This window comes from Azospirillum mesophilum, from assembly GCF_053470405.2.
On sequence record NZ_JBPXMQ020000043.1, the window covers coordinates 1 to 22,372 of the forward strand.

A 22,372-nucleotide genomic window follows, 5' to 3' on the forward strand; every position below is an offset into this window, starting at 1 on the left:
TCCGGGCCATTGCCACACGCTACGACAAGCTTGCCAGCACCTTTCTGGCCGCCGTTTACCTCGTCTCGGCTGTCATCTGGCTCAACTGACGACACGCTCTAAGATCAGCCTCTCGTCAGCTACACGCATCGCCGGATGTAGGGCTTGTTCGCCTCCCACAGCTCGTCCAGGATCGCCACGGCGGCGTCGGTGGAGTTGACCACCGGGTCGATCAGCAGGGCTTGCAAGGCCAGTTCCTTCGACGCGTGGACCGCCGCCTCGACGGCCAGTTGCTGCACGCTGGCCTGGACGTGCAGGAGCTTGGCGATCGGGTCGGGCAGGGGGCCGAGCGAGATGGGGTGGACGCCGGCCGCGTCGGCCAGCAGTGGCACCTCCACCGCCAGATCCGGCGGCAGGTTCGGGATGGCGCCCTGGTTGTAGACGATGCCCGATTCGATGAAGCGCTTCTGGTTGTGCAGAACGCCGGCGATCACCTGCACGGCCCGCTCGCCCCAGGAGGGCTGGGTCCAGTCGTCCGGTATCGGCATTGTGCCGGCGATCACGCCGTCCATCAGCCCGTTCAGGATGCCGCGCCCGCGTTCGTCCTCCGTGAAGTCGAAGCCGTGCTCCCCGCCCTCCCAGCCGTAGGGGAGGTATTCGCCCATGTGGTCGTCGCTGCAGGTCGGCCACAGGCCGAAGGCGTGGAACATGCGGCGGGTCAGCGGCGTGAAGGACGGGTCGTGGGTCTTCTCCTTCTCGCGCAGCTGCGGGTAGAGGTCGCGGCCCGTCGCCTTCTCGCGGATGTGCATCAGCCATTGGAAGTGGTTGAGGCCGGAGCCCCAGACCTCCACGTCCTTTTCCGCCATGCCCAGGATCTGGCAGATGAACCAGCGCGCCAGGAAGACGCCGTGGCAGAGCCCCAGCGTCTTCACTTTGCTGTATTTGCCGAGCCCCAGCACGACCCGGCTTTCCGGGTTGGACAGGTTGATGAACTGCGCGTCGGGGCACAGCTCTTCGATGTCGCGGGCGAAGTCGAAGATCAGCGGCAGGGTGCGCAGCGTGAAGAACAGGCCGCCGGGGCCGCCGTTTTCGCCCAGCGTGTGGCGGATGCCGTGCTTCTTCGGCACCTCGAAATCCAGCCTCCACAGGCGGTTGCGGTCGATGGCGACGGAGTTGACGACGAATTCCGCCCCTTGCAGGGCGGCGCGGCGGTCGGTCGTCTGCTCGATGACGATGCCGGCGTTGCCCTTGGCGTTGAGCACGCGCGCCAGCGCGGTCATGCGCTCCAGCGCCACGGGGTTGGTGTCCACCAGCGTCAGCGTGCTGCCGGCCAGCTCCGTCGTGGTGAAGAGGTCGCGGTACATGCTGAGCCCGAAGGCCGCGCTGCCGGCGCCGAGGAAGACAATTTTGGTGGTTTTGGGGGTGGTGAGCATGGGAAGCCTCCCGCCGGCGGGAATGGAGCCCTGCTCATCCGGCAGGTCTGTCGCCGCCCCATAAGTATACACTTGTTAACTCGGATGAACTACAACTATCGGGTAGGACAAAGACGAAGCCCGTCTTCGCAAACGCAACAAAATCTTCGCATGCGCAACATGCGCGTGTGACGAAACTTCCAGACGACATTTCCATAGGGAGTCCCGCCATGGCACCCTTCACCTTTCCCCAGGACTTCCTGTGGGGTGCATCCACCGCCGCTTATCAGATCGAGGGCGCCATCCACGCCGATGGCCGCGGCCCCTGCGTGTGGGACACCTTCACCGACGCCGGCCGCATCCAGGACGGCAGCAGCGCCGCCGTCGCCTGCGACCATTACCACCGCTGGGCGGAGGACATCGCCCTGCTGAAGAACGCGGGCTTCAACGCCTACCGCTTCTCCATCGCGTGGCCGCGCATCCTGCCGACGGGAACCGGGGCGGTGAACCCGGCCGGGCTGGACTTCTACGACAAGCTGGTGGACGCGCTGCTGGAGGCCGGGATCCGGCCGATGGCCTGCCTCTACCACTGGGACCTGCCCCAGCCGCTGGAGGATAAGGGCGGCTGGCAGGGCCGCGAGGTCATCGCCCCCTTCGCCGACTACGCCCGCATCGTCAGCGCCCGGCTCGCCGACCGGGTGAAGGACTGGATGATGCTGAACGAGCCGAACGTGGTCGCCACCCACGGCTACGGCACGGGCGAGCACGCGCCGGGCCACAAGCTGGGCGAGGTCGGCATCCTGCGGGCGCTGCACCACCAGAACCTCGCGCAGGGGGCGGCGCTGCGCGCCATCGCGGCGGAGCGTTCGGGCCTGACGCTCGGCACCGTCATCAACCTCCAGCCCTGCCGGGCGGAAAGCGACAAGCCGGAGGACATCGCGGCGGCGGCGCGCTGGGACGCGGTGTGGAACCGGGTGGCGCTGGACGGCGTGATGCGCGGCAAAATCCCGGAGCTGATGGCCGAGCGGATGAAGGACTTCGTCCTGCCCGGCGACGAGGAGGCGATCCGCTATCCCATCGACCTGCTGGGCATCAACTACTACTCGCGCATGACCATGAAGCACGAGACGGGGCACCCGTTCGACGTGTGGTGGGGCGACGCGCATTGCGACCGCTGGACCGCCATGGCCTGGCCGGTGCAGCCCGACGGGCTCTACGACCTGCTGATGCAGTTCAAGGCCGACTACGGCAACCCCGCCGTCTTCGTGGCCGAGAACGGCGCCGCCTATGACGACGTAGTGACGCCCGACGGTCAGGTGCACGACGCGGAGCGCGTGGCCTTCCTGCGCGACCATGTGGCCGCGGTCGCCCGCGCGCTTCAGGACGGCTGCAACGTGAAGGGCTATCTGTGCTGGAGCCTGCTGGACAACTTCGAATGGGCCTTCGGCCTGTCCAAGCGGTTCGGCATCGTGCGCGTCGATTACGACACGCTGAAGCGCACGCCCAAGGACAGCTACCGCTTCCTGAGCGAGGTCGCGAAGACCGGCCGGCTGCCGGCGTGAGCAAACGACGCGGGGAGTTTTCGGCGAGGAACCTTGCTGAAAAATCCCCGCGTGGTATGCATCGGGTCCCATCGCACTCTTAAGTGGGGCACCCGAGGCCCATGCCGCACGCATACCGTTCAGCTTCCGTCCGCTCCGCGCTGTTTGCTGTATCGCTGTTGCTCGCCGGCTGCGCTTCCTTCGGGAGTGGAAGGGACGTGGCGTCCAGCGTCACAGTCCGCCCGGTGGCGTCGGCGGAACTCGTTGCAATTCCCTTCCGGCTGGACGCCCAGAGGATTCTCGTCGAATTGACGTTCCTGCGCCCGGACGGCAGCGACCGCAAGGTGCTGACGTGGGTGAACATGGGCATGCCGGCACCGGCCCTGTCCGCCCGCCTCTACGAGGAACTGAGGATCGGGCAAGGGGAGCCGCTCAGGCTCAAGATCGGCGCCACCGCCGTCGAGGTCGCGGATAAATTCGTGGATCGGGTGTCCGACACCGGAGACGACCCGGAATTCGCCCACTATTTCGCGCCGCACCCGGTGGAAGCGATGCTGCCGGCCTCGGTCCTGAGTCGATTCGACATCGGGCTGGATTACCAAAAGCGCCAGTTGACCTTCGCTCCGCCGGGCACCCTGCCACCCGACGGAGTCGCCGTTCCCATCCGCGTCAATCCGGACACCGGACTCGTCGCCCTGGACGCGACGGTGGCGGGCGAGAGGGAGCCCGTGGTGATCGATGCGGGCAGCGGCTACAGTTGGTTCCGCGGTTCCGTGGTGCGGGATTGGCTGGCCGCGCATCCCGAATGGCGCCGGGCCAACGGCGCCGTTGGGCAGAGCAACAACGCCATGGTGGACTACGCCTTCGAAAAGGAAGGCACGCTCGCCATGGTGCCAATGACTGTCGGCGACCTGCCACTCGGCGAGGTCGGCCTTCTCGGCACCGGGCCGATCTTGGGTGCGGTGGGGGATTGGCTGTTCGGCGACCTGTTCTGGGATGGGTGGGGGAGGAACGCGCCCGATGGTCCTGTCGTCGGCTGGCTGGGCGCCAACGCGCTGATGCGGCACCGGCTGACCATCGACTACGCGCACGGGATGAGCTACTGGCGCAAGCAGCCCGGTCCCGATCCCGAGCCGATGGGCCAAGTCGGCGTCACGCTGGTCCGCCGGGGTGGCGACGCCGTCATTGGCGGCGTTGTATCGAAGGACGGGCGTCCGACCGTGGAGGGCGTGCAGCCCGGCGACCGCCTGCTGCGGATCGACGGCCTGTCCGCGTCGGGGGCCAGCCGGGGTCAACTTCTCGATGCGCTGAGTGGCAGAGCGGGCGAACGGCGGACCCTGGTCATCGAGCGGGACGGGGCTGTTCAAGAGATATCGGCCACCGTCACCGCTTTTTGAACGAAAATACAAGTAAAGCACTCTGTCGCGTCCCGGAATTATCACATCCGTGTGCAGCGCGAACGGGGCTAATCAGGACGCCGTGCCACCACCGCGTCCGGTCATGCCTTCCATATGCACACATAATATTTTGGACGCCCAGAGCACCGATGAGGTGCGCGCGGCGATCATTGTCCCGACCTACAAGCATTCGGGCCTGCTGGCGGAGGCGCTGGACACGGCGCTGGCCCAGGACACGGATTTCGCCTACGCGGTGGTGGTCGTCAACGACGGCTGCCCCTTCCCGGAAACCGACCGCGTGTGCCGGGAATTCGCCGCCGCGCACCCCGGCCGGCTCTTCTATCTGCACAAGCGCAACGGCGGGCTGAGTGCCGCCCGCAACAGCGGCATCGCCTTCGCGCTGGACGCCTTCCCGGCGCTGGAGGCCGTCTATTTCCTTGATTCCGACAACCGCATCCGGCCGCACCTGCTGCAACGGATGCTGGACGCCCTGCGCAAGGCCGGGCCGGGGGCGGGCTGGGCCTATCCGGACGTGGACAAGTTCGGCTTCTTCGAATTCTGCGACATGTCCGGCCCCTATTCGCCGCTGGAGCATCTGTTCCGCAACGTCAGCGAGGCCGGCAGCATGGCCGCCCGCCGCCTGCTGGACGCCGGGGCGCGCTTCGACGAATCGATGCGCCAGGGCAGCGAGGACTGGGAGTTCTGGCTGCAAGGGCTGGAGCGCGGCTTCCACGGCGTGCATGTGGCGGGCACCGGCTTCGGCTACCGCCGGCGCGGCGAGAGCATGTTGACCGAATCGGAGCGCGACTACCGCCCCATCCTGACCCACATCCAGGGCCGGCACCCGGCGCTGTTCTCCGTCAAGGCCATCGCCCGCGCGGAGGCCAGGGTGGGGCGGCGCTACGCCGTGTATCTGCCCGACCGTGGCGTGGTCCGCTGCACCACCGACCCGGCCCTGGGCGTGGAGGACCTGCCGCTCGCCGACTTCCTGCGCCGCGCCATGCGCGCGCCGGAGCGGCCCGAATACGGCGCCTGCCCCGGCCATCTGGCCGTCATGGATTCGGGCCTGTGGGACCTGCTGGAGCGCCACGGTCTGCTGCAAGGCACGCTGTGGACGCTGGAGCGCGCCTGCGCTCAGGCGACCGTCGTGCGCGGCCGGGTCTCGGTCGCGGAGGCGGCCGGGTGCGCGCTGGAATGGCGGGGCGTGCCGGTGGGGCTGGAGGACACGGTGCCGGCTCCCCTGCCGTCGGGCGGGGCGGAGATGGTCGCCATGCAGACGCGCACGCTGCTGGATCTGGTCCGCCGCCAGCCGACCGGCACGCCGGAACTGGAGCGCGAGCCCGACAAGCCCTGCGCGGAGGCGCACCTGCACCTGCGGCTGTCCGTGCCGGATCCCCTGGTGCCGCCCGCCACGGCCGACGCGGCGCTGGCCTCCCTCTACGACGCGATGGCCGCGCAGTGGTCGGGCAAGGCCAACGGCGGCTGGTCCGCCGCGCCCATCGACCGCTACCGCGCCGGGGTGGCGACTCCGCGCGACGTGTACTGGACGGTGCACCAGCTTCCCTCCGTCCTGCCGCTGCTGCGCCGGCCCGGACAGGCGGCGCTGGTGGTCGAACCCGCCCGCCCGGACCGGCTCGCCCTGGCCGTCCGGCTCGCCGCTTGGCTGCGCGCGGGGGGGTGGGAGCCGCATCTGGTCGCCATGGGGGCGGGGGAACTGGCTTGCTTTCCGGAGACGGCGGAGACCGTCGCCTCGGTCATCCCAATGCCGCTGCCGCTGGTGCTGCCGGAACGGCCCCTGACCCGCCGCGACGCCTATCTGGGCACGCCCTTGCGGACGCTGGAGAAGGACGACGAGGACATGGCGGTCGGCACGCTCGCCGCCTTCGACCTCGTGGTCACGGTGCAGCACGACCTCGCCCACCGGCTGATGGGGCGGCTGCGCAAGCTGGGCGTGGCGACGTGGGCGGTGCTGGGTCTGCCCGACACCCATCGGACGGCCGCCGACGCGGTCAACGCCTGCGCGGCCTTTGAGCACGCCTACCAGACCATCGTCCCGTTGGACGCGCGGACCTTCCGCCTCTGCCAAGCCCTGGCCCTGCCCGTGGACAAGCTGCGGCGTTGGGACGGGGAGGGCGAGGATCCGGACTGGGGCGACTGTACCACCCTGGTCCCGCCCCCGATATCGCCCCTGGTCCCGGCCTCCTGAGAAGGGAGCATCCATGAAAATCTCCGCACCCGCGACGCTCTTCGCCTCGCTCTACGACGGCACTCCCAAGGTCATCGCCGTGCGCCGCTCGCCAGGACCGGTGAAACCGGCGGAGGGCGAACTTTCCCTGCGGACGCTGCATCTGGTGCGCCATGACGGCGGCTATCGGCTGGCTCCGGAGGGCTGGGAACCGGGTGAGCCCCAGGGAGAAATCTTGCGCACGCTGGCGATTCCGCCGGCGACGGTCCGCTGCCTGTGGGCCTGCGACGAGGCGGCGAAGCCCGATGTGGACCGCCTTCTCGTCTGGTGGGGCGAGACCGGCGGTCCCGGCAGCGAACCGCCCGTCCTGACCGGAACGGTGGTCGAGCTGCAAGGCAAGCTGCTGGGGCGGGCCTATGCGGACATCGACGCTCTGCACCGCCGCAACCACGACCTTCAGCGCACCCTCTCCACCCTGCGGGAGGAGTGGGGAGTCGGCACCCGCCTGCCGCCGGAGGCGGTGGAGCTGCTGGACAACCTGCGCCTCTCGCCGCCGCGCCTGCTGTTCGCCACGCCCCGCCCGGCGGGCGCGCTTCCCGTTCCGCTGAACGGGGCGGACGCGCCGGAGATCGTGCAAAGGCTGCCGCTGTGGGCGCGCGGGCTGGTTGGGATCGACCTGCATCTGGACCGCGCGCCGAAGGGCGGGGGCGCCTTCGCCATCGCCCTGCACGCCGTCGATTCGGGGGAGCGGTTGGCCGACTGGCGGGTGCCCTTCACCGCCGTGCGGGACGGCTGGCTGCCCTTGCGCCTGCCCACGGCCTGCGAGCGCATGGACCGCATCCTGGAACTGCGCATCGCCGCCGCCGGGGTGGTGACGGAGCCGCCGCGCCTGTCGCTCGCCCCCGCCGGTCTGCTGGACGAATACGCGGTCACACCGGCCTCCCGCGCGGGCGGGCAGCCGGGCATGCTGGCGCTGCGCCTGTGGGGCGGGCTGCCGGGGCTCGGCTACGGGCCGGCGGACCATGGGGTGGAGCATCCCCTGCCGGCCCGCATGGTCTGGCCGCTGACCGAGCCGGTGCTGTCACAGGTACGCCGGACCCGCGACCACCGGGCGACCTTTCCCTGGTTCGGCGTCCTGCGCGGTGGGCGCATCCTGCTGCACCCGCTCTACGGCGTCACGGCGTCGGCCTGCATCCCGCTGGACGATGTGCCGGGGGCGGTCGCCGTGCGCGGCCACGCGGTGATCGAGGATCCGCGCTGCCGCACCCCCATCGCCTGCAAGCTGGTGGTGGCCCCGCCCTCCATCACCCCCGACGAGGCGCAGCGGGAGGAGGGCATCCTCGCCTCCAGCGGCTGGGTGGTGCTGGACTCGCCGCGCCGGCCGTTGCCCCTGGCGGCGGTGCTGGCCACGCCCTGGCGCGGGCCGATGTGCCTGCACCTGTTCACCGACATCCCCGACGGCAGCCACGGCCTGTTCGGGCGGACGGTCTTCCACGACTTCGAGCTGGAGATCGACAGCGCCACCGCATGGTCCAGCCCGGCCGTGCTGTCCGGCCCGGTGTCTCGTGACGGCTTTCCTCGTGACAACGGAAGGACCGGTGCGGTTTCCACGCCCTGAGCGGGTGTCGGGACGTTTCAAATGCAAGCTGTTGGTAATAACTCTTTCGTTAGTGTAAGGAGGTATCGCGTCAGGTAGGGCGGGACACATCATGCCGATCACAGCACGGAAGCCGGCGCTGCCCGGTTTCACCCGCCAATTCCTCGATCTCGCCGGCGGCTATTGGTCCGGCGAGAAAAAATGGTCGGTCCGCCTGCTGACCGGCGCGCTGGGGCTGCTGACGGTCGGGCAGGTGGTCGTGCCGATCCTGATCAACCTGTGGAGCCAGCGGCTGTTCGACGCGCTGGAACAGCGCTCCATGGACCGGTTCCTGACGATGATCGCGGCGGTCGGCGGCATCATCCTGTTCAACATCATCAACACCGTCCTGCATCTGCGGGTGAAGCGGCGGCTTCAGCTCGGCTGGCGGTCGTGGCTGACCGATAAGCTGCTGAACGACTGGCTGTCGCGCGGGCGGCAGCATCAGGTGACCTACCTGCCCGGCGACCACGACAACCCCGACGGCCGCATCGCGGAGGACATCCGCATCTCCACCGAGGCGGCCATCGACCTGGGCCTGTCGCTGTCCTACTGCGCGATGCTGCTGCTCAGCTTCACGAACATCCTGTGGATGCTGTCGGGCGTGCTGGAACTGTCGGTCCTCGGGACGACCGTCCATGTGCCGGGCTATCTGCTCTACATCGCGCTGATCTACGCCGCCGTCGGCACGACCATCGCGCTGGTGATGGGCAAGCCGCTGGTGAACGCCGTGAACCGCCGCCAGGGGCATGAGGCGTCCTTCCGCTTCGGCCTCGCCCGCGTGCGGGAGAACGCGCAGTCCGTCGCCCTGCTGCACGGCGAATCGGGGGAGCGGGAACGGCTCTTCGGCCTGTTCGGCGGCGTGCGCCGGGGCTGGAACGGCCAGACGCGCGCGCTGTCCAACATGATGGTGTTCAGCGCCACCTACTCGGTCCTGTCCTCGGCCTTCCCGATCCTGGTGGCGGCGCCCAGCTACATCGCCGGCAGCATCTCGCTGGGCGTGCTGATGCAGACGGCGCAGGCCTTCCAGCAGACGGTCGGCGCGCTGTCCTGGCCCGTCGACAACCTCGCCCGCGCGGCGGAGTGGAAGGCGTCGGTCGAGCGCGTGCTCGGCCTGCACTCGGCACTCCAGCGCCTCGACCGCGAGATCGGCGGGGAGGGGACGGAGCGCATCGTCGTCGACCGCACCGACGAGGAGCAGTGGCTGAACTTCCAGTCGCTGTCGATCGCGGAGCCGAACGGCAAGCGCCTCGTCGAGCCCTTCAGCCTGTCGATCAAGCCGGGCGAGCGCGTGCTGATCGTCGGCGATCCGGGGGCGGCGGTGCGGCTGTTCCGGGCGGTGGCGCGGGTCTGGCCCTGGGGCGGCGGGCGCATCGCGCTGCCGGCCCATTCGCGCGTCTTCTTCATGCCGGAACGCCCCTACCTGCCGCACGACACGCTGCGCTCCGCCCTCAGCTACCCGGTCGGGCCGGAGAAGATCAGCGATGCCGTGGCCCGGGCGGCGATGGAGCGCGTCGGCCTCGCCCACCTGCTGCCGCGCCTGGACGAGGTGGACAGCTGGGACGAGGCGCTGGCCGTGCCGGAGCAGCAGCGTCTGGGCTTCGCCCGCCTGCTGATCCGCCGTCCGGACTGGATTTTCCTGGAATCCGCCACCGACAGCCTCGACCCCGAAAGCGAGGAGGGCATGCTCCGCCTCGTGGACCAGGAGTTCCCGAAGGCCACCCTCATCACCATCGGCAGCCACCCCGGCCTGGAACCGCACCACCGCCGCAAGCTGGTCCTCGAACGCCTCGACGGCACCGTCCACCTGCGCGAGGAGCCCTGCCGGAGCGCAGGCACGGTGGTGGAGACGGCGGAGCTGGTGGGGTAGGAAGGCCTACGGCTGATCGACGCCGATCGCCTTCAGGAAACGCTCGCGCTCCGGTCGGGGGTCGGTGGAGGGCGGGGTGCGTTCCAGCCTGTCCAGCAGCGCCCGCACGGCGTCCGCGAAGCCGGGCTCGTTCTTCTCCGTGAGGATCCGGACGAAGACGCCGTCTCCGCAGAGGAACAGGCGCCCTTCCGTGGGGATGGCGTGGATGCCGGGGCAGGCGCCGCGCCGGATGGCGTCGTCGGTGCCCGCCGTCAGCGCGATCTGGTCCAGGAAATAGTGCAGCCGCCGAGCCGCCGTCCAGGAGACCAGGAAGCGCCGGACCCGGTCGAAGAGGGCGCGAACGGAGGGTTCCGGCAACAGGACCAGCAGGCCGCCCCCGACGCCGTCGTACAGCCGCGCCAGATTGCCGGGGAAATACTGCAGGGCCAGCGGGCGCTCGGCGGACAGCGGCTCCAGGAAGGCCGCGGGGTCGGCCAGGACGCAGGCGTCGATGTCCGCCACCGGCCCGGCCCCCGGCTCCACCCGGCTCTCCAGCACGAAGGCCGCCTCCGACGCGGCCTCGGCGGCGGGGTCGAGCGCGTCCACGCGCCGGGCGAAGCCATCGCCGACCGGCACATGGACCAGGAAGGGCAGGTGGGGCTCCGCCCGGGCGAAGGCGTCGCGCGCGGACTCCGCATCGCCTCGCCGTTCCGCCCCAGCGCGTCCAGCGCCGACGCCATGTTCAGGCGCGCGTCGACCAGATCGGGGCGGGGCGTCAGGGCGTCGCGGTAGCGCTCCACCGCCTCGGCGGTCTCGCCGGACTGCTTCAGCACGTTGCCCAGCCTGAAGAAGGCGTCGGCGCTGGGCTGGAGCGCGATGGCGCGGCGCAGGCTGGCGGCTTAGAGCGGCTCGGCCTCCGCCAGCCGGCCGGACTGGTGCAGGGACGCCGCTTGGCGGAGCAGGCCGACCGGATCCGCCAAGCGGCGTCGCTCACGGTTCGCACCGCGCCAGCGGTCCGCCGATCAGCGCGGCGTACCACTTGGCCGATTCCTTCGGCATGCGCTTCTGCGTCTCGAAGTCCACATGCACGATGCCGAAGCGCGTGCCGTAGCCGCCGCCCCACTCGAAATTATCCAGCAGCGACCAGACGAAATAGCCGCGCACGTCGGCTCCGTCCCGGAGCGCCCTGGCCATCGTCCCGATGCAGGCGCGCAGATAGTCGAGCCGTGCCGTGTCCATGACGACGCCGTTCTCGTCCGGCGCCTCCGGCGTCTTGGTGCCGTACCCGTTTTCCGTGACGTAGATCGGCAGGCGGTAGCGGGCGGTCAGGTCCAGCAGGGCTTCCCGGAAGGCTTCGGGCTGGAGCGGCCAGCCGATGTCGGTGCGCGGCATGTCCGCCGGCGGCGAGCCGAAGCCGCAGCCCCACACCATGCCCGGATCGGCCTTGGCGAACAGCGGGGCGTAGTGGTTCAGGCCGAACCAGTCCAGGGGCCGCGCGATGCGCGCCATGTCGCCGGCCCGGACGTAGGGCTCGATGGCCTGGGCGACGCGCGGCGGGTAGTGGCCGAGCAGTTGCGGGTCGGGGAAGGTGAGGTTCCACAACTCGTTGAAGAGGGCGGCCCCCTCCACGTTTTCCGGCGCGTCGTCCTCCGGCCGGCAGGGCTGGTAGCTGTGCACGGCGCCGATGGAGGCCCCCGGCACCAGATCGCGCAGCACGTCCACCGCCGCCCCGTGGGCGAGGTTGACGTGGTGGATCACCTTCAGATGCTCCCCGCGGTCGGCGATGCTGGGCGCCCCCCAGCCGAAGGCGTAGCCGAACAGCGTGAAGACGGAGAACTCGTTGAAGGTCGCCCAGCGCTTCACCCGGTCGCCGTAGCGCTTGGCGCAGAGCGCGGCGTAGTCGGCGAACCAGCCCGCGCCGTCGCGGTTCGACCAGCCGCCGAGGTCGTGCAGCGCCTGCGGGAAATCCCAGTGGTAGAGGCAGGCCCAGGGCTCGATCCCGGCCTCCAGCAGCCGGTCGATCAGCCGGTCGTAGAAGTCCAGCCCGGCCTGATTCACGGCGCCCCGCCCGCGCGGCAGAAGGCGCGGCCAAGCGATGGAGAAGCGGTAGGCATCGACCCCGATGCGCCGCATCAGCTCCACATCCTCGGTGTAGCGGTGGTAGTGGTCGCAGGCCACGTCCCCGGTGTCGCCGTTGTCCACGCGGCCCTTCAGGCGGCAGAAGGTGTCCCAGACGCTCGGCCCGCGCCCATCCTCCGCCGCCGCGCCCTCCACCTGGAAGGCCGAGGTCGAAACGCCCCACCGGAAATCGTCGGGAAAGCCCAAAGATTTCGCGAACGGCTCGCGGGCCGGAGAATCACGGAAGGTCATGGCGCGCCGCTCCGTTGAAAACATTGGTCTCCATTATGCCTGTTCCCCCGCCAATCCGCCAAAGGTAGTATTGGAGTACGGACGGACATGACCCTAAGGGCTATGCCGCCGGCGCGCGAGGCGCGATCTCTTGGGGGCGGAGGGGGCCATGTCCGACAACAGCGCAATCCTGGAACGGCCGGACCTGGAACTGCCAGACAGGGCCGCCCCTCTCGCCGCCCCCCTGCGGTCCGACTTCGTCTGGGGCGTGTCCACCTCCGCCTATCAGATCGAGGGCGCCGCCGCCGAGGACGGGCGCGGCCCCAGCATCTGGGACACGCGCTGCCGCACGGCGGGCGGGGTCGTCAACGGCGACACCGGGGACGTGGCCTGCGACCATTACCACCGCTACGCCGAGGACGTCGCGCTGATGCGCGGGCTGGGCGTGGACGCCTACCGCTTCTCGGTGGCGTGGCCGCGCGTGCTGCCGCGCGGGCGCGGGGCTGTGAACCAGCCGGGGCTGGACTTTTACGACCGGCTGATCGACACGGTGCTGGAGGCCGGGATCGAGCCCTGGCTGTGCGTCTATCACTGGGACCTGCCGCAGGCGCTGCACGACCTCGGCGGCTGGGCCAACCGGGACTGCGCGGGCTGGTACGCCGACTACGCGGCCCTGCTGGCGCGGCGCTACGGCGACCGGGTGAAGCGCTGGATCACCTTCAACGAGTTCTCCGTCTTCACGCTGTTCGGCTACGCAATTCCCTGGGCCGCCCCCGGCATCACCGACCGGGAGCAGCATCTGCGCGCCATCCACCACGTCAACCTCGCGCACGGGGCCGGGGTGGACGTGATCCGCGCCCTGGTGCCGGGGGCCTCCATCGGCGCCGTGCACAACCGCCAGCGCGTGCTGCCGGAGGGCGACCGGCCGGAGAACGCCGAGGCCGCGGCTCTGCTGGACGAGCACTGGAACCTGACCTTCTGCGATCCGCAACTGCTCGGCCACTACCCGCCGCGCGTCGCCCAGGCCATCGAACCCTACGTCCAGGCGGGCGACATGGCGCGCATCTGCCGGCCCATGGACTGGTTCGGCCTGAACCATTACGGCCCTATCTTCGCGAAGGTCGACCCGACCCGGACCTGGGGCTACGGCTGGGGCGAGGCGCCGCCCGATTCGCCCACTTACGGAGTCGGCTGGGCCATTTTCCCGGACGCTTTCCGGGACGAACTGTTGGAGATCACGCGGCGCTACCGCATGCCCATCGTCATTACGGAAAATGGCTGCGGCGGCAGCGATTCGCCGGACGAATCGGGCGTCATCGACGACCAGCACCGCATCAACTACCTGCGGATCTATAACGCGGCAATGCACGAGGCGATTCGCGCCGGGGCCGACGTGCGCGGTTACTTCGTCTGGTCGCTGCTGGATAATTTCGAGTGGGGAAGCGGCTACGGCAACCGCTTCGGCATCGTGCATGTCGACTTCGAATCGCAGAAACGCACGCCGAAAGCCTCCGCCCGCTGGTACGCCGACCTGATCAGGACCCAGCGTTCCCGCGCCTGATCGGGCCGCCATTTTGCAACCGCCGCGCACTATTGCCGTTCAATTGGGCGGCGGTTGCCCGTGTCCTGCGTGAAACACATCACACAATTGCTTGTTTATGCCAATGCAGGGCTTGCGCATCGCGCACCACTTTGACCATCTTCTTCCTTGGATCATTCGTCCTCAAAGGAAACAAACATGCAAAGCAGCGACACCGACGGGCTGGAGACCTCGACCACGGATCTGGTGGCGATGACCGGTAAGATCGTCGCGTCTTACGTTCGTTCCAACCAGATCGCCGTGAATGATCTTCCGAACCTCATCCGGATCGTTCACCAGAGCCTGTCCGGCAGTGGCCGTCCGGTCGAGCAGGAAGTCGTCGAACTGCGCCCGGCCGTTCCGGTCAAGAAGTCGGTGACGCCGGACTACATCGTCTGCCTGGAAGACGGCAAGAAGCTGAAGATGCTGAAGCGCTATCTGCGCACGGCCTACGGCATGACGCCGGACGAATACCGCCGCAAGTGGGGCCTGCCCGCCGATTACCCGATGACGGCCCCGAACTACGCCGAGCAGCGCTCCGCCTTCGCGAAGTCCATCGGCCTCGGCAAGAAGGCCGCCCCCGCCAAGCCGGTCCGCCGCGGCCGCGCGAAGAGCGTCGCCTGATCGTCCCTTTCGGATCCGAACGCTGCGTTCGCCCTCTCCCGTCGCGGGCTACGGCATTCACGGATTTCGCTGGCGCGATAAGTGGTTGATAGGGCGTTGGAAAAGCCCCTCTCCCTTGAGGGGAGAGGGGTTGGGGTGAGGGTGGCGTCGGCAGAGCCGGCCGGTCTTTTCCCGCTCTTCGAGCGGTAACGACCCCTCATCCCAACCACTCTTCGCCTCTGGTCGCCTTCGGCGCCCATCCGCTACGCGGACGGCTCCGAGCCCCCAAGGGGAGAAGGGCTTTTCCTTAACTTCCAGTCACTTACCGTACATGCGAGTTCTGTGCATACGCTAGCCCGTCGCGGAAGAGGGCTTGGCCCGTCGCCTCAGCGCTGGGCGATTCGCGGCGTGGCGAGGCTGTTCAGGCTGCTGATCCATTCGGACAGCGTCACGAAGCGGCACCCGCGTGAGCGCAGCACCCCGATGGCCCTCGGCAGGGCGTCGGCGGTCGTATTGTAGGTCATGTGCATCAGCACGACGCTGCCGATGGTGCCGGTTTCCTCGACCTGCGCGACGATCTTCTCGGCGTCGCGGGTGAACCAGTCGCGCGTGTCCACGTTCCACAGCGCCGGGCTCATGTTCGCCTGCTGCACGACCTTCAGCGTGTCCTGGTTGTAGCGCCCGGCCGGCGGGCGGAACAGCACCGGCTCCGCACCGGCGGCGGAAAGGATGCGGTTGGTCTCCACGACCTCCGTACGCTGCGCGTCGGCCTGAAGGTTGCGCATGTTGGAATGGGTCAGGCTGTGGTTGCCGACCTCGTGCCCTTCCTGAACGATGCGCTGAATGATGCCCGGATGGCGGATGGCGACGTTGCCGATCGGGAAGAAGGTTGCGCGCACGTGCTCGTTGCGCAGGATGTCCAGGATGCGCGGCGTCACCGACGGATGCGGGCCGTCGTCGAAGGTCAGCGAGCACAGATTCCAGCGGCTGGCCTTCAGCGCGCCGACATCGACCCGCGCGTCGCTTCCCGGAACGATGGCCGCGAGCCGTGACAGGCGGGAGGCCTGCCGCTCGATCTCCACCATCTCGCGGCTCTGGTCGGGCGTGTAGGTCACGACGCCGTTGCTGTCGCCGTCCTCGATCGCCGGGGTCGGGCGTTCGGACGCGGGGGCGTCCGGCGCTTCGACGACAAGGCAGCTCCCGCCACCGCCGACGATGCGGCGGCAGACGAAGCTCGGATCCAGGTCGGGCAGGGGGGCGGCCAGCAGGACGTAGCCGTCGTCCGGCGCTTCCGGCTTGATGGGAGCGACTCGGGGAACGAGGTCGGCCACCATGTCCGGTTGCCGGCGCACGACCGCTTTCCAGGCGATCCAGGCGTCGACCTCCTTGCGGTAGGTCCCGAATTGCAGCGCCTTGGTGGGCTTGGGGGCGACGGCGCCGTCCGGCTTGCCTGCCGCCGGTGCCCCGGGCGCGGCCTTGGGCGGTTCCCTGCGAAGGGTGGTGACCGTCGCGGATGGGGGCAGCGCCGCCGCACGGGTTGCCGTTCGTGTCGCGGAGGGCGCCGACTCGGCCGCGTGGCCGGAGTCCGGCAGGACGCTGAACCCGACCGCCGCCAGGGCAGCCGCCAGCGCGCCCGAGGCCGCGAAACGCCAGGGCTTCCGCGCGAGCGCGGAGCGGAAGTAACGGGAAGCGGTGACGCCCATGCCTGAAATCATCTGCGACCGACCATCGACATCGCCGCATTCGGATCAAGTGTGGGCGATACCTCTTATGAAATAGAGCAAAATTTCCTCAGCCTCCACAGCGATTAGCGTCCCTCTTCACTTGTCACGGAAGAATAAAATCGGTTTGCCATAACACGCCTTATGGAGCTTCACCGGCGGTTGCAGATGGGACCGGCCCCAACGTGCAACTCTTGTGTCCGTGCAAGAGCTTAGCAATGTCAGGGGGTCGACCGGCTCCGCAAGTGGCAAGCCCGGATGCGAAGCCCGGTTTTAACGCCGGATGGGTCGCAGGATGAGCGCCAGCGGCACCGCCGCGGCGGAGATCGCCATCAGCACCACGAACACGTCGATGTAGGCCCACAAGCCCGCCTGCGTCTGGACCTGCCGGCCGACGAAGGCCATGGCAAGGCCCTGCGGGTCGGCGCCGCCCGCCGCCACGAAATGGCTGGTGACCGTGCGCAGCGTCTCCTGATAGGCGCCGCTCGACGGGACGACATGCTCGACCAGCCGGCTCTGGTGGAACTGCTGGCGGTGGGCCAGGACGTTCTGGGCGATGGAGACGCCGATGGAGCCGCCGACGTTGCGGGCGACGTTGATCAGCGCCGACGCCTGATCGGTCTTGTCCTTCGGGATGCCGTCGTAGGAGGCCGTCGTGATCGGGATGAAGATCAGCGGCAGCCCGACGCCGATGTAGATGCGCGACCACGCGAAGAACCAGAAGGTCGCGTCGGCGTAGAGGTTGGTCAGGTCGTACATCGCCAGCGCGACGATGCTGGCGCCGGCGGCGATCAGATACTTCGGCTGCACGACGGCGGTGAGCCGGCCAACGACGAACATCATCGTCATGGTCACCAGCCCGCCGGGTGACAGCGCCAGCCCCGCCCAGGTCGCGGTGTAGCCGTAATACTGCTGCAACAGCTGCGGCAGGAACTGCGTCGTCGCGATCAGGATCGCGCCCGTGGCCATCATCACCACGAAGCAGGAGCCGAACTGCCGTGTGGCGATCATGCGCAGGTCGAGCACCGGGTTCCGGCGCGTCAGCTCCCAGGGGATCATCAGGCAGAAGGCGCCGACGCAGACGATGGTGGCGCCGATGATGAAGGTGGAACCGAACCAGTCCTCCGTCTGGCCGCGGTCGAGGATCACCTCCAGCGCGCCCAGGAAGGTCGCCACCAGCAGGAAGCCGACGAGATCCAGCCGCACGCCCTCGCGCCTCAGCCGCTCGCGCTCCTTGATGGCGGCGCGCGGCTCCTGGACCAGCAGGAAGACCAGCGCGAAGGCCAGCACCCCGACCGGCCCGTTGATCAGGAAGCACCAGTGCCAGGAATAGTTGTCGGACAGCCAGCCGCCCAGCGTCGGTCCGACCACCGGCGCCACCACCACCGCGATGCCGAAGACGGCGAAGGCCTGCCCGCGCTTGGCCGGCGGGAAGGAGTCGGCCAGGATCGACTGCGAGACGGGCACCATGCCCCCGCCGGCAAATCCCTGCAAAATGCGGAAGAACAGCAGCGATTGCAGGTTCCACGCCAGCCCGCACAGCAGGGAGCTGATCGTGAACAGCCCCAGACAGCCGAGGTAGAACCGCTTGCGCCCATAGCGCTTGGCGATGAAGCTGCTGGCGGTCAGCACGATGGCGTTGGCGACCAGATAGGTGGTCACCACCCACGACGCCTCGTCGGAGCTGACGGCCAGCCCGCCGGAGATGTAGCGCAGCGCCACGTTGGCGATGGTCGTGTCCAGCACCTCCATGAAGGTGGCGATGGACACGACGATGGCGATGACCCAGGGATTGTGCTCGCCCGCCGCGCTCTGCGACCGGTCGAAGCCGCCCGCATCGTCAGTCGTGGTGGCGCTCATCGCACGGTGACCGTGGGCACGACGGACATTCCGGGGCCGATGGTGATGTCGGTCGGCCAAGTCTCCACGGTGATCTTCACCGGCACGCGCTGCACCACCTTGATGTAGTTGCCGGTCGCGTTCTCGGCGGGCAGGAGCGAGAAGGCCGTGCCCGAGCCCGGCTGCACGCTGTCGACGCGGCCCCGGATGGTGTGGTCGGGATAGGCGTCGATGCGGATGTCCACCGGCTGGCCCGGCCGCATGTCGGTGATCTGCGTCTCCTTGAAGTTCGCCGTGACCCACACGTCGTCCGGCACGAACATGCTGAGGCTCTGCCCCGCCTGGACATACTGCCCTCGGGCGGCGGAGAGGCGGACGATGCGGCCGGGCTGGGCGGCGCTGACCGTGGTGTAGGACAGGTTCAGCTCCGCCTGCGCCACCTGCGCCTCGGCCCGCGCGAGGTCGGCCGCGGCGCTCGCCCGCTGGGCCTCCAGACTGCCGATCTGGCGCTGCGCGGCGATCAGCGCGGCGTTGGCGCGCGACAGGTTCGCCTGCTGCTGCAACAGGTTGGAGTTCGACTGCTGGAACTGCTGGACGGTGCCGGCGCCGCGCGCCTGGAGGTCCTGGTAGCGGGCGGCATCCTCGCGGGCGAAGCGGAGGCTGGCCTCCGCCTGCTCCACCTGGGCGCGCGCCTCGTCGACCTGAGCGCGCTGGGCGAGGATCTGGGCGTCGGCCCCGGTGATGGCGGCCCGCGCCGCGTCCACCTGCGCCTTCGCCTGATCGAGCGCCGCGTTGTAGTCGCGCGGATCGATGCGGAACAGCACGTCGCCCGCCGTCACATGCTGGTTGTCGGTGACCGCCACCTCGACCACATAGCCCGCGACCTTCGGCGCGACGGCGAACTGGCGCGCGTCCACGAAGGCGTCGTCGGTGGTCTCGTACGGGCGGACGTCGACGCGCCAGTAAACGTAGCCAAGCACCGCGACCAGCGCCAAAACCACCAGACCGGCCCCGACGGCGAGCGGGTGGCGCCGCAGGAAGCCGGGCTTTCCGTCTTTGCCGCCGGTCTGCGCATCGGAACGGCCGCTGTGAGGGGCGGGGGCGGTGGTCGCGTCGGCGCGCGACTGGTCATCGGGCATGGTCAGGCTTCCGGAACCGAGGGGGCGTGCCGGTGGAGAACGACATGCGCGCAACAGTGTTTCACGCGTCTTCGTTGCGGCGGCGCGTTGCCCTGTGGCGGCGCTGCATCACCGTCCGATTTTCCGATGCGCCGATGTCACTCTCACAAGCCAAACGGCCTCGCGGCACGTATCTTATGTGCACCGCAACAAATCGCGCGCGAGCGCGCTTCGGCTTGGATGATCTGGGGTCGGAGGGGACATGAAGTCGCTTATTTCGTCGCTTCAGCGTGACTGGGCATCGTGGAGCCCGGCCGAGCGTGTCGTTGCGGTGGGCTTTATCACCCTGGCGCCCGTGGCCGCCGCTCTGGCCTTGATCCTGGCGCGCTGACCGCCGCGCCCAGGGCAAGCGCCCTCCGAAAAGCCGTTCCCTTTACAAGACGCCCGCCGTTCCTGCGACGGCGCATAAGCGCTGACCTTAGGAACGACCACCTTTCCATCGTCATCCCCGCGAAGGCGGGGATCCAGCCTCTTCAGCCTCTTATGTGCGAAGTTTTCTGGATCCCCGCCTTCGCGGGGATGACGGGACGGAAGAGGGGCATTGCAGGGCGCACCGAACGGACAAAGTCGGCGCCCATGCGAAGGTGGGGACGACTATTGTCCCACGGATCGAACTCAGCCTTCATAGGCGACTGCGGCGCTTCCCGCCGCGCCAACTCCCCCCAAAAAAACCGGGCCGCCGAGGGCGTTCAGCCCCGGGCGACCCGTCGTAAGGTGTCCGGCCCGGAGGGATACGCCCCCCGGCCCGGTTCATCGCTCTCAGTGGGACGAGGCCGCGGCCGCGCCGATGCCCGTCTGGGACCGCACATACTGGTCTTCGTAGGCGGCGATCTCCGCCTTGGCCCGCGCGCTGGTGTCCAGCTTGGACATCAGGATCGTCACGAAGAAGGCCAGGGACATGGAGAACAGGGCCGGGTGCTCGTACGGGAAGATCGGGGTGGCGTTGCCCAGAACGGCAACCCACACGGTCTTCGACAGGATCACCAGGGTCACCGCGGAGACGAGGCCGCTGATGCCGCCCCACAGCGCGCCGCGGGTGGTCAGGCCCTTCCAGTACATCGACAGCAGCAGCACCGGGAAATTCACCGACGCGGCGATGCCGAAGGTCAGGCCGACCAGGAAGGCGACGTTCTGCTTTTCAAACACGATGCCCAGCACCACGCCGACCACGCCCAGCGCCAGCGACGACAGCTTGGAGACGCGCATCTCCTCCGCTTCCGTGGCCTGGCCCTTGCGGATGATGCGGGCGTAGAGGTCGTGCGCGATGGCCGAGGCACCGGCCAGCGCCAGGCCGGCCACCACCGCCAGGATCGTGGCGAAGGCCACCGCCGACATGAAGCCCAGCAGCACGTCGCCGCCCATCGCCTGGGCGAGGTGCATGATCGGCATGTTGCCGCCACCGATCAGCTTGCCGCCGACCACGCCGCCCTCGAAATACTTCGGGTTGGAGCCGACGATGGAGATTGCCGCCATGCCCAGGATGGCCACCACCAGGAAGAAGGCGCCGATCAGGCCGGAGGCCACGAACACGCTCTTGCGCGCTTCCTTGGCGTTCGGAACGGTGAAGAAGCGCATCATGATGTGCGGCAGCGCGGCGGTGCCGAACACCAGGCCCAGCGACATCGACACGGTGGACACCGGATCAGCCAGCAGCGAGCCCGGCCCCATGATCTTGGGACCCGCCTTGTGCGTCGCCATCGCCTTGGCCGCGATGGCCTCCAGGCTGAAGCCGAAATGCGACAGCGTCAGGAACAGCAGCAGCAGGCCGCCGCCCAGCATCAGGCAGGCCTTGATGATCTGCACCCAGGTGGTGGCGATCATGCCGCCGAAGGTGACGTAGATCACCATCAGCACGCCGACCAGCACCACCGCGACCTCATAGTCCAGGCCGAACAGCAGCTTGATGAGCTGGCCCGCGCCGACCATCTGGACGATCAGGTAGCAGATCACCACCGTCAGCGAGCCGAGTGCGGCGAAGGTGCGCACCTTCGACTGGTCCAGCCGGTAGGAAGCGATGTCCGCGAAAGTGTAGCGGCCCAGGTTGCGCAGCCGCTCCGCCAGCAGGAACAGGATGATCGGCCAGCCGACGAAGAAGCTGACGATGTAGGCCACCCCGTCGAAGCCGGTGGAGTAGACGAGGCTCGACAGGCCCAGCAGCGTCGCCGCCGACATGTAGTCGCCGGCGATGGCGAGGCCGTTCTGGAAGCCGCTGATGCCGCCGCCGGCGGTGTAGAAGTCCGACGCCGACCGCGTGCGCTTGGCCGCCCAATAGGTGATGCCCAGCGTCAGGCCGACGAAGGCCACGAACATGGCGATGGCGATCGGGTTGATGGCCTGCTTGTCCGCCGCCCCCATGTCGCCCGCCGCGAAGGCAGGCACCGCAGTCAGAAGGGCCGCGGAGAAAGCCGCGAGAAAGTTCGCGCGCTTCATTTCTGGCTCTCCGCGACGATTTCGTTGTTCAGGTCTTCAAACTCGCCGTTGGCGAAGTAGGAATAGACGCCGGTCAGCAGCCAGGAAATCACGATGATCACCGCGGCGATCGGGAAGCCGACCGTCAGGTTCGACCCCTCGCCCAGCGGCGCGCGCAGCGCGTCCGGCGCGAAGGCCACGACCATCATCAGCGCGTAGTAGGCCACCAGCACGATCGCCGAGAGCGTCAGCGCCAGCCGCCCCCGCTTCGCCACCAGCAGCTTGAATTTCGGGTTCTGGCGAACCCGTTGATAGACCGAATCCGACATGTTTCCTCCGCCGGTGTTGTTTTTGCTGCGGCGGAGCCTACCTGAAGAATGTGTCCCAACTTTCCCGTAACTGTTGCGAATTGTTTCAGGGGAAAGGACTGCGGCGCATGGTTCCTGCCGCCGGGCCGTGTTCTTGCTTCGTTCGGCAGTTTGGCATACGGTGTTTCCACCAACGCCAGAATTCCCCCTCGCCCGCCTCCGGCGGGAGAGCAGTCGCATTTGGAGAAGACGTCCCCTTTATATGTCACTCGTCATCCCCGCGAAGGCGGGGATCCAGAAAACTCTGCACATAAGCGGTTGAAAAGGCTGGATCCCCGCCTTCGCGGGGATGACGTTAATCCTGTGAATGTGCCCTCACTCTCCCAG

At 68.6% G+C, this 22,372-nt stretch carries 16 protein-coding genes and 1 pseudogene; 9 read left to right on the forward strand and 8 right to left on the reverse strand.

The genetic code is table 11. The features are described from left to right. Window positions 1–89 (forward strand): annotated as a pseudogene (locus ACSVC7_RS27130) (IS5/IS1182 family transposase); the annotation flags it as partial. A 30-nt stretch (window positions 90–119) separates the two neighbouring features. Here ACSVC7_RS27130 and ACSVC7_RS27135 read toward each other — a convergent pair. Further along, the gene (locus ACSVC7_RS27135) at window positions 120–1,412 is read right to left on the reverse strand and encodes a family 4 glycosyl hydrolase (protein WP_448207772.1); all 1,293 of its coding nucleotides are present in this window, start codon (window positions 1,410–1,412) and stop codon (window positions 120–122) included. Between the two features lie 209 nt (window positions 1,413–1,621). Here ACSVC7_RS27135 and ACSVC7_RS27140 point away from each other — a divergent pair, with 209 nt between their 5' ends. The 5 genes from ACSVC7_RS27140 to ACSVC7_RS27160 all read left to right on the forward strand — a co-directional run bounded on the left by ACSVC7_RS27140 (window position 1,622) and on the right by ACSVC7_RS27160 (window position 10,020). Next, entirely contained in the window at window positions 1,622–2,953 is a 1,332-nt protein-coding gene (locus ACSVC7_RS27140; RefSeq protein ID WP_448207771.1) for a GH1 family beta-glucosidase, read from the forward strand. 197 nt (window positions 2,954–3,150) lie between these two features. Continuing rightward, window positions 3,151–4,329: a S41 family peptidase gene (locus tag ACSVC7_RS27145; protein WP_448207770.1), complete on the forward strand. Its 1,179-nt coding sequence runs from the start codon at window positions 3,151–3,153 to the stop codon at window positions 4,327–4,329. 130 nt (window positions 4,330–4,459) lie between these two features. After that, the gene (locus ACSVC7_RS27150) at window positions 4,460–6,535 is read left to right on the forward strand and encodes a glycosyltransferase family 2 protein (RefSeq protein WP_483508877.1); all 2,076 of its coding nucleotides are present in this window, start codon (window positions 4,460–4,462) and stop codon (window positions 6,533–6,535) included. A 13-nt stretch (window positions 6,536–6,548) separates the two neighbouring features. Next, on the forward strand, window positions 6,549–8,132 hold the full coding sequence (locus ACSVC7_RS27155) for a DUF6212 domain-containing protein (RefSeq protein ID WP_448207768.1): 1,584 nt from the start codon (window positions 6,549–6,551) through the stop codon (window positions 8,130–8,132). A gap of 91 nt (window positions 8,133–8,223) precedes the next feature. After that, window positions 8,224–10,020: an ABC transporter ATP-binding protein/permease gene (locus tag ACSVC7_RS27160; protein ID WP_448207767.1), complete on the forward strand. Its 1,797-nt coding sequence runs from the start codon at window positions 8,224–8,226 to the stop codon at window positions 10,018–10,020. A 6-nt stretch (window positions 10,021–10,026) separates the two neighbouring features. On the opposite strand, the gene ACSVC7_RS27165 is transcribed toward ACSVC7_RS27160, so the two are convergent. Beyond that, window positions 10,027–10,635, reverse strand: coding sequence for a hypothetical protein (locus ACSVC7_RS27165; RefSeq protein WP_448207766.1), 609 nt, complete (start codon window positions 10,633–10,635; stop codon window positions 10,027–10,029). Between the two features lie 354 nt (window positions 10,636–10,989). Then, window positions 10,990–12,369, reverse strand: a complete 1,380-nt coding sequence (locus ACSVC7_RS27170; RefSeq protein ID WP_448207765.1) for a GH1 family beta-glucosidase — start codon at window positions 12,367–12,369, stop codon at window positions 10,990–10,992. 148 nt (window positions 12,370–12,517) lie between these two features. On the opposite strand from ACSVC7_RS27170, the gene ACSVC7_RS27175 reads away from it, so the two are divergent. Both ACSVC7_RS27175 and ACSVC7_RS27180 read left to right on the forward strand, forming a co-directional pair. Then, entirely contained in the window at window positions 12,518–13,909 is a 1,392-nt protein-coding gene (locus ACSVC7_RS27175; protein ID WP_448207764.1) for a GH1 family beta-glucosidase, read from the forward strand. A gap of 177 nt (window positions 13,910–14,086) precedes the next feature. Beyond that, entirely contained in the window at window positions 14,087–14,551 is a 465-nt protein-coding gene (locus ACSVC7_RS27180; RefSeq protein ID WP_448207763.1) for a Ros/MucR family transcriptional regulator, read from the forward strand. A 365-nt stretch (window positions 14,552–14,916) separates the two neighbouring features. On the opposite strand, the gene ACSVC7_RS27185 is transcribed toward ACSVC7_RS27180, so the two are convergent. The 3 genes from ACSVC7_RS27185 to ACSVC7_RS27195 all read right to left on the reverse strand — a co-directional run bounded on the left by ACSVC7_RS27185 (window position 14,917) and on the right by ACSVC7_RS27195 (window position 19,229). Then, window positions 14,917–16,233, reverse strand: coding sequence for a polysaccharide deacetylase family protein (locus ACSVC7_RS27185; RefSeq protein ID WP_448207762.1), 1,317 nt, complete (start codon window positions 16,231–16,233; stop codon window positions 14,917–14,919). A 291-nt stretch (window positions 16,234–16,524) separates the two neighbouring features. After that, on the reverse strand, window positions 16,525–18,111 hold the full coding sequence (locus ACSVC7_RS27190; protein WP_448207761.1) for a DHA2 family efflux MFS transporter permease subunit: 1,587 nt from the start codon (window positions 18,109–18,111) through the stop codon (window positions 16,525–16,527). Beyond that, window positions 18,108–19,229: an HlyD family secretion protein gene (locus ACSVC7_RS27195; RefSeq protein WP_448207760.1), complete on the reverse strand. Its 1,122-nt coding sequence runs from the start codon at window positions 19,227–19,229 to the stop codon at window positions 18,108–18,110. The genes ACSVC7_RS27190 and ACSVC7_RS27195 overlap by 4 nt, the downstream gene beginning before the upstream one ends. Window positions 19,230–19,470: 241 nt before the next feature. On the opposite strand from ACSVC7_RS27195, the gene ACSVC7_RS27200 reads away from it, so the two are divergent. Then, window positions 19,471–19,599, forward strand: a complete 129-nt coding sequence (locus ACSVC7_RS27200) for a hypothetical protein (protein ID WP_448207759.1) — start codon at window positions 19,471–19,473, stop codon at window positions 19,597–19,599. 428 nt (window positions 19,600–20,027) lie between these two features. On the opposite strand, the gene ACSVC7_RS27205 is transcribed toward ACSVC7_RS27200, so the two are convergent. Continuing rightward, entirely contained in the window at window positions 20,028–21,698 is a 1,671-nt protein-coding gene (locus ACSVC7_RS27205; RefSeq protein ID WP_448207758.1) for a cation acetate symporter, read from the reverse strand. Continuing rightward, a complete protein-coding gene (locus ACSVC7_RS27210; protein WP_448207757.1) occupies window positions 21,695–22,006 on the reverse strand; it encodes a DUF485 domain-containing protein in 312 nt (103 codons plus the stop codon). The genes ACSVC7_RS27205 and ACSVC7_RS27210 overlap by 4 nt, the downstream gene beginning before the upstream one ends. Window positions 22,007–22,372: the final 366 nt, after the last annotated feature.